The organism is Actinomadura fibrosa (assembly GCF_900659615.1).
Lineage (GTDB): Bacteria > Actinomycetota > Actinomycetes > Streptosporangiales > Streptosporangiaceae > Spirillospora > Spirillospora fibrosa.
The window spans coordinates 1-13,939 of record NZ_CAACUY010000227.1; the positions used below are offsets into that span (position 1 = coordinate 1).

At 73.9% G+C, this 13,939-nt stretch carries 17 protein-coding genes and 1 tRNA gene; 8 read left to right on the top strand and 10 right to left on the bottom strand.

Translation table 11 applies throughout. From position 1 onward, the window contains the following. Positions 1-132: 132 nt before the first annotated feature. The 3 genes from E1300_RS39790 to E1300_RS39800 all read left to right on the top strand — a co-directional run bounded on the left by E1300_RS39790 (position 133) and on the right by E1300_RS39800 (position 1,571). Positions 133-660, top strand: coding sequence for a SigE family RNA polymerase sigma factor (locus E1300_RS39790; protein WP_131762433.1), 528 nt, complete (start codon positions 133-135; stop codon positions 658-660). Next, positions 657-1,157 (top strand): hypothetical protein, encoded by a 501-nt coding sequence (locus tag E1300_RS39795; RefSeq protein WP_131762405.1) that lies wholly within the window; start codon positions 657-659, stop codon positions 1,155-1,157. Before E1300_RS39790 ends, E1300_RS39795 begins: the two co-directional genes overlap by 4 nt. Before the next feature lie 75 nt (positions 1,158-1,232). Next, on the top strand, positions 1,233-1,571 hold the full coding sequence (locus tag E1300_RS39800; protein ID WP_131762407.1) for a 50S ribosomal protein L7/L12: 339 nt from the start codon (positions 1,233-1,235) through the stop codon (positions 1,569-1,571). 23 nt (positions 1,572-1,594) lie between these two features. On the opposite strand, the gene E1300_RS39805 is transcribed toward E1300_RS39800, so the two are convergent. The 4 genes from E1300_RS39805 to E1300_RS39820 form a co-directional block, all read right to left on the bottom strand. Further along, positions 1,595-2,446: an MEDS and STAS domain-containing protein gene (locus E1300_RS39805; RefSeq protein ID WP_131762409.1), complete on the bottom strand. Its 852-nt coding sequence runs from the start codon at positions 2,444-2,446 to the stop codon at positions 1,595-1,597. Positions 2,447-2,560: 114 nt separating this feature from the next. After that, a complete protein-coding gene (locus E1300_RS39810; RefSeq protein WP_131762410.1) occupies positions 2,561-3,478 on the bottom strand; it encodes an anti-sigma factor RsbA family regulatory protein in 918 nt (305 codons plus the stop codon). Beyond that, positions 3,478-4,389, bottom strand: a complete 912-nt coding sequence (locus tag E1300_RS39815; protein ID WP_131762412.1) for an MEDS and STAS domain-containing protein — start codon at positions 4,387-4,389, stop codon at positions 3,478-3,480. Before E1300_RS39815 ends, E1300_RS39810 begins: the two co-directional genes overlap by 1 nt. Positions 4,390-4,469: 80 nt before the next feature. Continuing rightward, on the bottom strand, positions 4,470-5,456 hold the full coding sequence (locus E1300_RS39820; RefSeq protein ID WP_131762414.1) for an anti-sigma factor RsbA family regulatory protein: 987 nt from the start codon (positions 5,454-5,456) through the stop codon (positions 4,470-4,472). 218 nt (positions 5,457-5,674) lie between these two features. Between E1300_RS39820 and E1300_RS39825 the strand changes: the two genes are divergently transcribed. After that, a tRNA-Leu gene (locus E1300_RS39825) sits at positions 5,675-5,759 on the top strand. 101 nt (positions 5,760-5,860) lie between these two features. Here E1300_RS39825 and bcp read toward each other — a convergent pair. Then, positions 5,861-6,328, bottom strand: a complete 468-nt coding sequence (gene bcp / locus E1300_RS39830) for a thioredoxin-dependent thiol peroxidase (RefSeq protein ID WP_131762416.1) — start codon at positions 6,326-6,328, stop codon at positions 5,861-5,863. A 122-nt stretch (positions 6,329-6,450) separates the two neighbouring features. Between bcp and E1300_RS39835 the strand changes: the two genes are divergently transcribed. Further along, positions 6,451-6,756 carry a DUF3618 domain-containing protein gene (locus tag E1300_RS39835; protein WP_131762418.1) on the top strand — a complete coding sequence of 102 codons (306 nt, stop codon included), beginning with the start codon at positions 6,451-6,453 and terminating at the stop codon, positions 6,754-6,756. On the opposite strand, the gene E1300_RS39840 is transcribed toward E1300_RS39835, so the two are convergent. From E1300_RS39840 to E1300_RS39860, 5 genes are all read right to left on the bottom strand, one after another. Further along, on the bottom strand, positions 6,707-7,060 hold the full coding sequence (locus E1300_RS39840; protein ID WP_165503203.1) for a zf-HC2 domain-containing protein: 354 nt from the start codon (positions 7,058-7,060) through the stop codon (positions 6,707-6,709). The genes E1300_RS39835 and E1300_RS39840 overlap by 50 nt on opposite strands. Before the next feature lie 66 nt (positions 7,061-7,126). Continuing rightward, entirely contained in the window at positions 7,127-8,245 is a 1,119-nt protein-coding gene (locus tag E1300_RS39845; protein ID WP_131762435.1) for a carbohydrate kinase family protein, read from the bottom strand. Between the two features lie 82 nt (positions 8,246-8,327). Then, positions 8,328-8,996: an SIMPL domain-containing protein gene (locus E1300_RS39850; RefSeq protein WP_131762422.1), complete on the bottom strand. Its 669-nt coding sequence runs from the start codon at positions 8,994-8,996 to the stop codon at positions 8,328-8,330. A 106-nt stretch (positions 8,997-9,102) separates the two neighbouring features. After that, positions 9,103-10,296: an amino acid deaminase/aldolase gene (locus tag E1300_RS39855; protein ID WP_131762424.1), complete on the bottom strand. Its 1,194-nt coding sequence runs from the start codon at positions 10,294-10,296 to the stop codon at positions 9,103-9,105. Positions 10,297-10,372: 76 nt separating this feature from the next. Then, positions 10,373-11,317 (bottom strand): CE1 family esterase, encoded by a 945-nt coding sequence (locus E1300_RS39860; RefSeq protein WP_131762426.1) that lies wholly within the window; start codon positions 11,315-11,317, stop codon positions 10,373-10,375. A gap of 139 nt (positions 11,318-11,456) precedes the next feature. Between E1300_RS39860 and E1300_RS39865 the strand changes: the two genes are divergently transcribed. The 3 genes from E1300_RS39865 to E1300_RS39875 form a co-directional block, all read left to right on the top strand. Then, positions 11,457-12,614, top strand: a complete 1,158-nt coding sequence (locus E1300_RS39865) for an epoxide hydrolase family protein (RefSeq protein ID WP_131762427.1) — start codon at positions 11,457-11,459, stop codon at positions 12,612-12,614. 152 nt (positions 12,615-12,766) lie between these two features. Further along, positions 12,767-13,615: a formyltetrahydrofolate deformylase gene (gene purU / locus E1300_RS39870; RefSeq protein WP_131762429.1), complete on the top strand. Its 849-nt coding sequence runs from the start codon at positions 12,767-12,769 to the stop codon at positions 13,613-13,615. Between the two features lie 119 nt (positions 13,616-13,734). Beyond that, positions 13,735-13,939: hypothetical protein (locus E1300_RS39875; RefSeq protein WP_131762431.1), on the top strand; the 205-nt coding region annotated here is incomplete at its 3' end.

Below are 13,939 nucleotides of genomic sequence, written 5' to 3' on the forward strand. Positions count from 1 at the left end.
CGCACCGCGGCGCCGGAGTGCGGGACGCCCGGAGGCACGGCGCCGCGCGTCCCGCGGCCGAAACCGGCGCAGCCCACCGCCGCGCCGGCGCCGGCGGTGCCCGGCGGACGGCGGTAGGTGCCGCTGTCCACCGTGAACGCCCAGGAGGTCCGCGGGGCGGAGATCACGTTCGACGAGTTCGTGACCGCCACCGCGGGCCGGCTGCTGCGCACGGCCGTGTTCATGGTGTACGACCGGCACCTCGCCGAGGACCTCCTCCAGACCGCCTACGAGCGGACCGCGCGGCGGTGGCGGCGGGTCGCCGGCGGCAACCCCGAGGCGTACGCCCGCAGGGTCCTGGTCAACCTCGCGATCGACGAGAACAAGCGGCGCGCGCGGCGGCGCGACACGCCCGTCGGCACGGCCGCGGACCTGGAGCGCCTCGCCGGGGCGACCCCGGTTCCGGGCGGGGCGGGCGACCTGGACGAGGTCCTGCGGGCGCTGCCGGCCAAGCAGCGGGCCGTGGTCGTGCTGCGCTACTGGTGCGACCTCGGCGAGCACGAGATCGCCGAGACGCTCGGGATCTCGCGGGGAACGGTGAAGAGCCACACGTCGCGGGCCATGGCCGCGTTGCGCGCGCACATGGCCGCGGGAGCACACGAGGGAGGGCGGGGCGAGTGAACGACGACCTCGACGCCCTGCTGCGCGACCACTACCGCGCGGCCGCCGGGAGCGTCCACGCCGGTCCGGAGGCCGTCCGCAGGTTCCAGGAGGCCGGACGGGCCGCCGCTCCGGCCCGCGCGACGGTGCGCCGCTGGGCGCTCCCGCTGCTGGCCGCCGCCGTGACGGCCGCGGTCGTGGTGGCGGTAGCCGTCCTCGTGTGGCCGGGCGGCGGGAGGGCGGAACCGCCGCGACCGCTGGCGCCGCCCGCCTCGCCGTCCCCGGTGGACGTGCCGACGACGACACCGCCGTCGCCGCCGCGGACCATGGAGCCGCGGGGAGTCCCGTCCCCGTCCGGCGCGTCTAGGGCCCCGCGTCCGAGGGCGTCGCGGCAGGGACCGGAAACCTCCCGGCCTCCGGCCACGGCACCGACCAGCGGCGCGCCGCTGCCCGCGAGCGCCACGCCGAGCGGGCGGGTGCCCTCCCCGTCGCATACCCCTTACCCGACGAATCGCTGAATGGGCGGAGACGTCCGGGCACCGGCCCGTAAGCTGGCGGTCGGCCCGCCGGGGGCGGCGGGCGAGAGGAGAGCGGTGCGCGGCAAGAAGGTCACGTACGTGGTTCACCACGAGGTCCCCGACGGAACGCGGAGCCGGGTCCTCGGGCTGATCGCGCAGCAGAAGATGATCCACGCGATCAAACTGCTCCGCGAGGAGACGGGCATGGGCCTCCGGGAGGCCAAGGAGTACGCGGAGGGGCTCAGGGACGGCCGCATCCCGCCCAGCGCGCCGCAGCGGCGGATGCTGTCGGACCGCGTCCGCGCCTTCCTCGCCGAGGAGGACGTGGCGTCGGCGGTGGCGGTCGTGCAGGCCGAGACCGGCATGACCCGCGCCGAAGCCGAACGCTTCATAGCCGCCCTAGAACAACTCTGACCCAGCCCCTCAGCGCCCGCAGGTCACACCGCACCCAGCGTCAGGCCGGGGAGCATGTTCCAGCCGACCGTTTCCATGACGGCGCGGAGCTGGGGCGAGACGCGGTCGAGGACGAGGTGGGCGGGGTCGGCGTGGCGGCCCGCGACCTCGGTCAGCAGGTTGATGCCGCCGAGGTCGATGAAGCCCAGCCCGGCGAGGTCGAGGTGGATCTCCCTGGTGCCGCAGCCCGAGATCACCGAGGCCAGCGCCTGGTCGAGCACGCTGTGCCGGGACGCGTCCAGCTCGCCCGACAGCGACAGCCCGGCCGGCTGGAACGTCCGGACGATCCTGAGGACGGCGTCCTCGAACTCGGGGTCCGGGGCGACGAGGACGGCGTGGCCGGCGCGCAGCGCCGCGAGCTCGGCGCGGTGGCAGCGGCGCCGGTCGAGCTGGCAGACGGCGGTGATCTGCGTGCTCGGCGGGACCGCCTGCTCGATCCGCCGCTCGAAGGCCTGGAGCAGGTCCAGGCCGTCCGGGCGGCGCAGCGCCCAGGTCATCTCGGCGGCGACGCGGATCGCGCGGAAGCCCTGCGCCAGGGCCCGGTCGATCTCGTCGGTGACGGCGCGGGCCGTGGCGACGGGGTCGAACCGGCCGCCGTCGGGCGGCCCGGACGGCAGGAAGGCCAGCAGCTCGTCGGGCGTGCCGGGCGGAACGCCGGGGACGGCGTCCTTCACCGAGCCCGCCACGTAGATGACCTTCTCCCGGGCGAGCAGGCCGTCCCGGACGAACGCGCCCGCGACGTGGCGCTGCTCGTCCTCGTTGGCGTAGGCCAGCCAGGCATGGTCGCCGGGCCGCAGATCGCGGACCGGCCTGCGGACGGACCAGAGGGTCTCCATAACGCCTTCCACCGCCGTCTCTCCGGGCCAGACCAGGGTATGCCGCGCCTGCCACGCGGTGTAGCGAGTCACTTACCGGGATTTAGCAGTATCTGAGACTCAGCACGAATCAGATCATCGGCGGACGTGCAGGCGCACGAACGTGCCGTCCCACCCCGCCCGGAGCTCCATGAGGTCGACGAGCAGCCGCACCGTCCACAGGCCGAAGCCGCGCTGGAGCGCGGAGTCGGGCGGGATGAACCCGGTGAGCGGGCTGGGCCGCCAGAACCCGTTGTCGCCGATCTCGCAGACGAGGTCGTCGCCGTCGCGCCAGATCCACAGCCCCATCGGCGGGACGCCGTGCTGGAGCGCGTTCGCGGCGACCTCGTTGACGGCCGTGACGAGGTTCTGCGCTGGCCGCCTGCCGAGCCCGTGCGCCGTCGCCCGCTCGGCGACGAACGCGCGCAGCGCGTGCAGGTCGGCGCCGTCGATCGCCATGTACTCCGAGGCGCCCGGCCGGTCGAAGCGGCGCGCGCGGTCGCAGCCCATGCCGAGGCGCGCCGGGTCGACGTAGGCGTCGTTGGCGCCGTCGTGGCCGTCGCCGACGACCACGGGGTGGGTGCGCCGGGCGTCCTCGATGATCCGCGGTGCCAGCTGGGCGGTGTCGTAGGGGCACAGCGCCCGCGCCCCGGAGTGCGCGAACACCACGTTGATCAGCGACTCGTAGCGGACCCACTCGCGCGTCTGGAGCTCGGTCCAGCCGTCCCAGACCGGTTCGGCGAGCGCGCACACGGTCCGCGGCTCGCTCTGCCGGACGATCGTCTGGTAGTCGCGCAGGGTGCGGACGGGATGCTCGTAGAAGCGCGCCGAGTCGAAGTACAGGACGGCGTTGCCGTGCGGTTTCAGGATGTCGCGCAGCGCGGAGAGCCCGGGCTCCCGCGCCACCGCGATGACGGCCTGCTCCCTTTCCAGTCCCGATTCGAGGAACGGCACGGTCGCCTCGACGAAGCTCTCCATGTCGCCGTACAGCAGGGCTCTGTGCTCCAGGCTCATCAGGAGACGCCCTCCGTCTCCGGGAGCGCCCCGTCGCCGCGGGCCAGGCCGGGGAGCCGGTGCCAGCCCACCATCTCGATGACGTGCTCGACGTCGGCGGGGAGGTGGTCGAGGACCAGCGCCCGGCCGGCGGGCAGGCCCGTGGCGTGCCGCGCGAGCAGGTGCAGGCCGCCGAGGTCGATGAAGCCGAGCCGCGAGAGGTCGAGGTGGACGCGGTGCCGGTCGGCGCTGACCTGGGTCAGCTTCTCGGCGAACACGGCGTGCCGGGCGGCGTCGAGCTCGCCCTCGACCCGCAGCCCGTTGGGCTCGAAGGTACGCACGATCTTGAGGATCCCGTCGTCGAATTCGGGGTTCACTTCCACCAGGACCTCGTGGGTGTCGCGCAGGGCGAGGAGCTCGTCCGGCGCGCAGGCGTGCCGGTCGATCTGGCAGATCGCCATCGCCATCGTGCTCGGCGAGACGGCGTCGCCGACGCGGTGCTCGCAGCCCAGCATCGGGCCGAGGTCCGGCCGGCCGGGGCCGCTGAGGAGCCAGCTGTGGTCGGTCGTCAGCCGGACGGCCCGGAAGCCCTGGCCGAACGCCAGGTCGACCTCCCGGCCGAGGGTCTCCAGCATCATGGCGGGCTCGAACCCGCCGCGCCGGTCGAGGCACGCCTCCCGGCGGGAGATCAGCCGCAGCTGGCCCGTCCGGGCGTAGGCCTCCACGTCCACGCGGTGCGCCGGGCCGAGGCCGGGCAGCAGTTCGGGCGCGGCGTCGGTGACGTACACGACCTTCTCGTTGGTGCGCAGGCCCTCCTGGACGAAGGTGCCGATGACGCGGTCGCGCTCCTCGGCGCCGGAGTAGGCCAGCCAGGCGTGGTCGCCGGGGCGTACGGCGCTGACGGGGCGCTTGGCGAACCAGGGTGCGTCCATGGCCTGCCCATCGGGATTGTCGCGGACCCGTTCAGCGTACGCCGCTCCCGCGGCTTTGGAAGCCCAACGCATGGAATCCCTCACGCTCTGTCGATCGTCGGGGCCTTCCGTGCCGGTACGGCGGGGAGCCGGAGGTGCAGGCGGACGGTGGTGCCGGCGTCCCCGGTGCGGATCTGGACGATCGAGCAGAGCAGCCGGACGGCCCACAGGCCGAACCGCCCGGACGGGGCCGCGCCGGGCGGGCGCGGCGGGAGCAGCCCGTAGCCGGTGCCCGGCGGCCACCGCCCGCCGTCGGTGACCTCGCAGACGAGCGACGGGTCGCCGGACGTCCGGGTCCACATCCGCAGCGTGATCGGCGGTTCGCCGTGCCGGAGCGCGTTGGTGACCACCTCGGTGACCGCGACCAGGAGCCGCTGGAGGTCCTCGTCGGGCAGCGGGGTGCGCCGCGCGTAGTCGCCGACGTAGGCGCGCAGCCAGTACAGGTCGGGGAGGTCGATCTTCAGTGCCTCGGCGGAGGCGGGCGGCGGGGGCAGCGGCTCGCCGTCGCACTGCGCGGAGTAGGCCCACGGGTCGATGAAGCTCGGGTTGGCCAGGGAGCGCGAGCCGCACACCGTCTCGGGGTGGGTCTTGCGGGACGCCGCGACCACGCCCGCGGGCAGCGACGACGGGAAGGGGCACAGGAGGGACGCGTCGCTGCCGGCGAACGCGACGTTGAGGATCGCCTCGGCGCGCTGCCACTCCAGCACTTCGAGCGGCGGCCTCGACGCCCAGACCGGTTCGCCGAGGATGCGGAGCCGCCGTCCCTGCCAGGCGGTGGCGTCGGCGTCGCTGAGGCAGTCGGCGAGGGTCCGGGACGGGTGCGAGTACCACGTGTCGGCCGCGGCGAACTCGACGCCCGCCGTCGCGGGCCCGAGCTCCTCGCGCAGCAGCAGCTCCCGTGCCGGGCCGGCCACGGCGACGACGCGGTCGCCCGCCTCGACGCCGTCACGCAGGAACGGCAGCGCTCCTTCGAGGAACCCCTCCACCCCGTCGTACGGCAGCAGGCGATGGGTGAAGGACTCGCTCACGGTGGACCCCACCTGGGTTCGGATTCGCGGCCTCACCGCGCGTCGGCGCGGAACGGACCCGTCCAGCGTAGGCCGCGGCTTCCGCGGTTGCAGGGGTTCTGTTCCAATTTGCGCGCATCCTCGATCACGGCCGGTGACCGTTTCCGGGGCGGGGGATTTCGCTGTCGGGCCCGGCGACCTGCGCGCTAAGCTGAACGCGCCCTCGTCGAGGGGGCCGCGCGGGCGTGGCGAAATCAGGTATACGCGGCAGGTTTAGGTCCTGTTGGTGGCGACACCGTGGGGGTTCGAATCCCCCCGCCCGCACACGGCACCCGTCCGCGGGCCGCCCGCCCGGTCGGCGAGCGGCCCGCGCGAACGGCTTGCACGAACCTCGTGCGCGGTCGCCTTGCGCGGACGTCCGCGCGTCAGGTCGACAGGTCGCGGCGGAGGCGCTCCACGTGGCCGGTGGCCTTCACGTTGTAGTACGCCTTCTCGATCTTTCCGTCGGCGTCGATGAGGAACGTCGAGCGGATCACGCCGACGACGACCTTGCCGTACAGCTTCTTCTCGCCGTACGCGCCGTACGCCTGGAGGACCTTCGCGTCCGGGTCGGACAGCAGCGGGAAGGTCAACCCCTCCTTCGCCCGGAACTTGGCGAGCTTGGCGGGGGCGTCGGGGGAGACGCCGACGACGGCGACCCCGGCGGCCTCCAGCTCGGGGAGGCTGCTCTGGAAGTCGACGGACTCCTTCGTGCAGCCGGGCGTCATGGCCGCCGGGTAGAAGTAGAGGATGACGCGCTTCCCGCGCAGCGACGCCAGCGACACCGGTCGTCCGTCGGCGTCGGGAAGCTCGAAATCGGGGGCGACGTCGCCCGGCTGCAGCCGCTCGGACACCCTGTCCCGCCTTTCGCTCGGATGGTCGGTCCAACCGTACCGCCCGGGGTGCGGCGGGCGTCCGGCGGGAAGACCTGCAACACTGTTCGGATCATGCGTCGCCCGACACGATAGGACACGGCATGGCTGACAGGGCCCGCGACCCGGAGGCGCTGGAGCGGGAGATCGAGCGCACCCGCCTGGAGCTCGCGCGCACCATCGACGAGCTCGCGGACCGGGTCAACCCGAGGAACGTCGCGCACCGGGGCGCCGATCGCCTGAAGGAGGAGGCCGAGCAGGTCGCCCGGACCGTCCGCGCGATGGTGCTCCCGGAGGAGGGCAAGGACGGCGAGCCGGGTCAGGTCGACCGGCGCGTCGTGGTGGGGGTCGGCGTGGCCGTCACCGTGACCGTCCTCGTCCTCTGGCGTCGCAGGCGAAAGCGCCGCTGAGGCCGATCCGGGAGGCGCCGGTCCGCGTTCCGCGGCCGGCGCCTCGCCGTGTCCGCGCCTGCCAGCCCGGCCCGCCCTGCCCCGCCTGCCCCGGACGCGCCTGCGGCTGCCCCGCGGTCGCCCGCCACTCCGGGACGCTGCGGGCGAGCATCTCCGCGACGCCGCGCAGCTCGTCGAGCTCGACGCGGCAGCGCCGGCAGCCGCGCAGGTGCGCGCGCAGCTCGGCGGCCTCGGTGCCCGGCAGCCGCCCGAGGGCGTAGACGCCGAGACCGAGGCGGTAGTCGCCGCAGTCCGTTGCTTCCACGTCCTGGAGTACGGCGCGGGACGCGGGGCCGTTCACGCCGTCCCGGTCTCTGCGTCCTGTCGCGGCCTACCGCAGGGTCGGTTCGGCGCGGGTGACGGAGTCGGCGCCGCGCTCCAGCTCCGCGGCGGGGATGTAGGGCACGACGAACGAGTAGCCCTCCAGCACCTCGGGCGCGACCTCGCCGCTCTCGCCGAACGCGGCGATCTCGCCCCAGCAGGGCGCGCCGAGCGAGCCGCTGTAGTGCCGGACGGAGAGCCCGGCGCACAGGTTCGCGAAGCGGAGGCGGTGGTCGAGCGGCCATCCGGCGAGGGTGCCGAACACGAACCCGGCGGCGAACACGTCGCCCGCGCCGGTCGGGTCGAGGGCGTGGACGGGCAGCGCGTCCGCGGAGGCGCGCTCGCCGGTGGTGGAGTCGACGGCGATGGCCCCGCGCGACCCCTGCTTCACCACGACGACGGGGACGCGGTCGGCGAGGACGTCCAGGGCCTCGGCCGGGGACGACGTGCGGGTGTAGGCCATCGCCTCGACGGCGTTGGGCAGGAAGACGTCCACGTGCGCGAGCCGGTCGAGGACGTCCGTGGACCAGGTCTCGGTGGGGTCCCAGCCGAGGTCGGCGAAGACGAGCGAGCCGGCGCGGCGCATCTCCAGCGCCCAGGCGGGGACGGGCCGGTCGATGTCGATGAAGCACGTCGCGCTGCGCGGCGGCCCGGCGGCGAGGTCGTCGCCGGGCGGCGGCCGGGTGAAGGTGACCATGCTGCGGTCGGAGGCGTAGGCCAGCGACACCGTGACGGGCGTGGACCAGCCCGGGACGCGCCGCGACCAGGTCAGGTCGACGTCCTCCTGCTCGGACAGGGTGCGCCACAGGTAGGTGCCGAACAGGTCGTCGCCGAACGGGGCGGCGAGGCCGGTGCGCAGGCCGAGCCGGCTCATGGCGACGGCGATGTTGGCGATGCCGCCGGGCGCCGAGCCGAGCCCGTCGGTGACGAGCTCGGTGCCGGGCGGCGGCAGGCCGGGCAGCCCCGTGAAGATCATGTCCATGAAGACGCGGCCGGTGAGGAACACGTCCAGGCCGGGCGCCGGGGCCCCGCCGGCGTGCAGGATCTCGCCGGCGGGACCGCGCTCGGCGCAGGGGTCGCTCAGCACGGGCTGCGGCGGCCCGGGCGGTGCCGCCGCGTCCGGCGTCATCGGTGCGGTGGGTGCGTTCGGTGTGGTCGGTGCGGGTTGCGGCGGAGTCCCCTGCTCTGCTGCGGTCATGCTCTCCCTGCCGTCATTCCAGGTCGGGTGCGGTGGCGGTGAAACGGGCCTCGACCGCGGCACGGACGGTCTGGGCGGCGGGCTCCAGGTCGATCGCCTCCGGCTCGTCGCGGGCGGCGCCCGGCGGCATGCCGTAGCCCGCGGCCATCGCGACGGGCATGGCGTGGTCCCGGTCGCGGACGCCCTCGTCGGACAGCTCGACGAGGCCGGTGAGGCGGGCGCCGAGGGCCTCGGCGTAGCTGCGGGCGCGGGCGACGGCCTCGTGGACCGCCTGCCGGGCGGCGCGGGCGTGCACCTCGCTGTCGGGCCGCAGCGCCCACTCGGGGCCGTTCACGGCGGTGCGCTCCAGGTCGCCGAGGCGCGCGACCAGCTCGCCGAGGACGGAGAAGTCGGCGACCGTGATCTTGATCCAGGCGGTGCCCTGGTAGGCGCGGATGTCGCCCTCGCGCCGCCGGTACCGCAGGATCGGCGTGATGGACAGCCCGCCCGTCTCCAGCTTCTCCACGGCCTCGCCGTAGGACCGGACGAGGTCGAGGCAGCGCCTGTTGCGCTCGGCGAGCCGGTCCAGGGCGGTGCGCCGGTCGTCCTCGCGGGACTGGACGTGCACGGACAGCAGGGCGACCTCGGGCTCGACCTCCAGGACGGCCTCGCCGCGGACGCTGATGAGGGGAGCGTCGCTCATACCGGCCAACCTAACCGAGAGGCGGCCGTTCGGGAGGGATCCCGCCGAGCCGGTCCGAGCGAGCCGGTCGGAGCCGGCCGGGCGCCCGCCCCGCCGGAACGCGCGCTCAGAGGAAGGTCCGGCCCTCGCCGCGGTAGGTCGGGACGGTCCGGACGAACCGGTCGCCCTCGATGAGGTGCAGCTCGGCGAAGCGCTCGCACAGCTCGCCGGCCTTGGTGTGCCGGAACCAGACGCGGTCGCCGACGCGCAGCCCGTCGGCGGCGCGGCCGAGCAGCGGCGTCTGCACCTCGCCGGCGCCCTCGTTGCCGTCGTAGGACAGGCCGGTCGGCAGGTACGGCTGGGGGAGGCGGATCTCGTCGGCGGGACCGGACGCGAGGTAGCCGCCGCCGAGGCAGGTCGCGACGCCGGGGCCGGGGCGGCGGACGACGGGCAGCGCGAACAGCGCGGCGGGGCGTCCGCTGAAGTTGGAGTACTGGTCGAACAGGTGCGGCTGGTACAGGCCGGACCCGGCGGCGATCTCGGTGACGGCGCGCTCGGCGGCGGTCTTCTCGACGCTGCCGGTGCCGCCGCCGTTGACGAACTCCAGGTCGGTGAGGTCGCGGACGGCGCGCACGATCGCGGCCCGGCGGCGGGCCAGCTCGATCCGGGACCGCTGCTGCATCGCGCGGATGACGCGGGCGCGGGCGGGCCGTCCGGGCGGGACGTCGCCGACGCCGGCGATCTGCGACTCGTAGGCCATGAGCCCGACGAGGTCGAGGCCCGGGCGCTTGAGGATCCGCTCGGCGAGCCCCGCGACGTCGGCGGGGGTGCGCAGCGGGGAGCGCAGCGCGCCGATGCGGACGCGCCCGCCGAGGGGCCGGTAGGACGCGTCGATGTCGATGCAGACACGGACGCGGCGGCCGCCGGCGGCGTCCTCGATGAGGTCGAGGTGCTCGGGGGAGTCGACCATCAGCGTGACCGCGCGGGCGGCGGCGTCGTCGGCGGCCAGCGCGGCGACGGCGGTGCGGTCGGCCGTCGGGTAGGCGACGAGGATGTCGTCGCTGAGGCCCTCGCGGGCCAGCCAGAGCGCCTCGGGCAGGGTGAACGCCATGATGCCGGCGAAGCCGTCCATGGCGAGGACCTCCGCGAGCAGCGCGCGGCAGCGCACCGACTTGCTCGCGACCCGGACGGGCTTGCCGGCCGCGCGGCGGACGAGGCCGGCGGCGTTCGCGCGGAAGGCGGTCATGTCGACGACGGCGAACGGCGCCTCCAGCCCGGCGGTCGCGGCGTCGTAGCGGTCCCGGAGGTTTCTGGTGCTCACGGTGCCACCCTACCGGGAAAATGTGAAAACCTCTCACGTCCAACCGGACGGGCCGCCCCGGCTCAGCCGCGTGGGGTCAGCCGCGCGGGTGGTCGGCGAAGAAGGTCCAGAGCATCGCGCTCGCCTCGGACGGCCACTTGTGCGTACCGCCCTCGATCTTGCAGAAGGTCACCTCGGCGCCGTCCTTGCCCTTGCCGGTGGCGTTGCACTCCGTCCCGCCGCTCAGCGCCCGGACGCTCTTGTCGGGCTTGCCCACCCCGGCGCGCTTGCGCCAGAAGTCCACCGCGCTCGACACGGGCGGGAAGGGGCGCTTGTCGTTGAAGTCCCGGTCGCCGCCGCCGTTGTAGGGCACGTTGCCGTCGGCCGTCCCATGGAAGATCATCGCGGAGACGGGACGGTCCGGGTCGCACTTGGTGACGAGCGCGCCCTCGACCACCCCGATGGCCGCGACCTTGTCCGGCTTCTCGCAGGCCAGCCGGTAGGCCATCCCGGCGCCGTTGGAGAAGCCGGTGACGTAGACGCGCTTCGGGTCGGCGAGCCCCGCGCCGGTGATCTTGTCGATCAGCTTGGTCAGGAACCCGACGTCGTTGACGTTCCCGACCTTCGCGGCGCCGCAGCAGTCGCCCGCGTTCCACGTCGTCATGAACCCGTCGGGGTAGGCGACGAGGAACCCCTTCCGGTCGGAGATCGCGTCGAAGCCGGTCAGCGACTGCATCTGCTTCATGGTGGCGAGGCCGCCGTGCAGGGCGATGACGAGCGCGGGCGGGTCGGCGGGCCTGCCGTTCCGCCACTTCCCGCCCGACACCTTGGACGGGACGTGCAGCAGGTACTCGCGGTGCCCGACCGTCCCGACGTCCAGCTTCTCCTTGTGCGTGCCCGCGCTCGTGGGGATGCCGTCCACGCTCGCGGGACGCTTGCCGCCCTGGCCCTTGGTGCTCTTGCCCCCGCCGCCGTCCTTGGTGTCGTTGCAGCCCGCGAGGAGGAGGGCGACTGCCAGTACCAGGAGAAGCATCCGTCGCATGCAGGCAAAAGTAACCCCACGGAGCGCTCGCAAACTACCGGCTGGTAGGAACCCCGCTCCGGCGACGGCAGCAGTAGAACGGAATGCTCCGTTCTGATAGACTACGGGCATCCGGTTCCACACCGACGAAGGAGTGACCATGGCCGGCAGCACCGACATCACGCCGTTCCGCATCGAGATCCCGCAGGCCGACCTCGACGACCTCCGTGAGCGCCTGGCCCGCGTCCGCTGGGCGAACGAGCTGCCGGAGGACCAGGTCACCGACGGGCGGGCCGCCGGGCCGGTGCAGCCCGGCTGGGAGTACGGCGTCCCGCTGTCGTTCGTCCAGGACCTCGTCGCCCGCTGGCGGAACGGCTTCGACTGGCGCGCGCAGGAGGCCAGGCTCAACGCGTTCCCGCAGTTCACCACCGAGATCGACGGCCAGCTCGTCCACTTCGTGCACGTCCGCTCGCCCGAGCCGGACGCCACGCCGCTGATCCTCACGCACGGCTGGCCCAACACGTTCGTCGAGTACCTGGACCTGATCGGCCCGCTCACCGACCCCCGCGCCCACGGCGGCGACCCGGCCGACGCGTTCCACGTCGTCATCCCGTCCCTGCCCGGGTTCGGGTTCTCCGGCCCCACCCGCGAGAAGGACTGGGGCGCCGCCCGCACCGCCGACGCCTGGCACGAGCTGATGAACCGCCTCGGCTACGCCCGGTACGGCGCGCACGGCAACGACGCGGGCGCCATCGTCAGCCCGGAGATCGCGCGGCGCCACCCCGAGGCGGTCGTCGGCGTCCACGTGAACCAGATCTTCTCGTTCCCGTCCGGCGACCCGGCCGAACTGGAGGGGCTCACCCCCGACGAGCTCCAGTACCTCCAGTTCCTGGGGCAGTTCGTGGACCACGCCATTCACGACCACGCGCAGCGGGCCCAGCCGCAGACCCTCGCGCACGCCCTCGCGGACTCGCCGTCCGGGCAGCTCGCCTGGATCGGCCAGCTCCTCGGCGGCCTCCCGGACCCGGACGTCATCCTGACCAACGCCTCGATCTACTGGTTCACCAACACGGCCGCGTCCTCGGCCCGCTTCTACTACGAGAACGCGCGCGAGGAGAAGCCGGCCGAGCCGACCGCGTTCCCGATCGGGCTCGCGTCCTTCGCCTACGACTTCCGGCCGCTCCGCCGCTTCGCCGACCGCGACCACACCGAGATCGTCCACTGGAACGAGTACGACCGGGGCGGGCACTGGGCCGCGCACGACGCCCCCGACCTGCTCATCGACGACATCCGGGCGTTCTTCCACAAGCTGGGCTGAAACGTCGGCTCGCGGTGGACGCGCCGAATCCTAGGGGTGCGGATGGGGCCCGCCGCGGCGGCACCGGGACGTAGGCTCGGAGCCTCCCGCAGGCGGGCGCCCCGCCCGCTCCCGGGCTCCCACGACCGAAGAAACGCGGCGGAAGTGAGACCGTGAACGAATACGTCCTGACGCTGTCCTGCCCCGACCGGCCGGGGATCGTCGCCGCCGTCTCGGGGCTGCTCGCCGCGCGCGGCTGCAACATCGTGGAGAGCCAGCAGTTCGGCGACCGCGAGTCCGACACCTTCTTCATGCGGGTGCAGTTCACCGAGCCCGGCGGCGCGGACCCCGACGGCCTGCGCGGCGCGGTCGCCGCGCTCGCCCCCGACCTCGGCCTGGACTGGCGGCTGCACGACCTCGCCGTCCGCCCGCGCGTGCTGATCCTCGTGTCCAGGAGCGGCCACTGCCTGAACGACCTGCTCTACCGGCAGCGGTCCGGGCTCCTCGACATCGACATCGTGGGCGTCGCCTCCAACCACCCCGACCTGCGCCCGCTCACGCAGTCGTACGGGATCGACTACCACCACCTGCCGGCCGGCCCCGGCGGGAAGGCCGCGCAGGAGGCGGAGATCCTCACGCTGGTCGAGCACTACCGCGCCGACCTGGTCGTCCTCGCCCGGTACATGCAGATCCTCTCGGACGGCTTCTGCGCGAAGCTGCCCGGCTCGATCATCAACATCCACCACTCGTTCCTGCCGAGCTTCAAGGGCGCCCGCCCCTACCACCAGGCGCACGCGCGCGGCGTCAAGGTGATCGGCGCGACCGCGCACTACGTCACCGCCGACCTGGACGAGGGCCCGATCATCGAGCAGGAGGTCGCGCGCGTCGACCACGCCCACAGCCCGGAGCAGCTCGTGGCGGTCGGCCGCGACGTGGAGTGCCTCGCGCTCGCCCGCGCCGTCCGCTGGCACACCGAGCACCGCGTCCTGCTCAACGGCGACCGGACGGTCGTCTTCCGCTGACCCCCGCGGGAAGCCGGCGTTGATCGCGTGAGATGTCGGCATGGCGAGTTTCACATTCCGTGATAATGCCTCACCATGGGTAACGATGTCCGACGTGCCGATGGCTCACGGGGGTGGCTATGGCCGAGACGCTGGTCAGGGACCTGATCCAGGAGAGACAGAGCAGGCAGCTCGCGCGCCGGCTGGCGGGCCGCGAGTTCCGGCCCCGGCGGGCGGTCGCGGGGCTGCTCGCCGCCCTGCTGGTGACCGCGGCGGGCTGGGCCGCCGCGGTCGAGCTGCTGGCGGCGGCGCTCGGCGCGGGCGTGCATCCGCTGCCGGGAGATC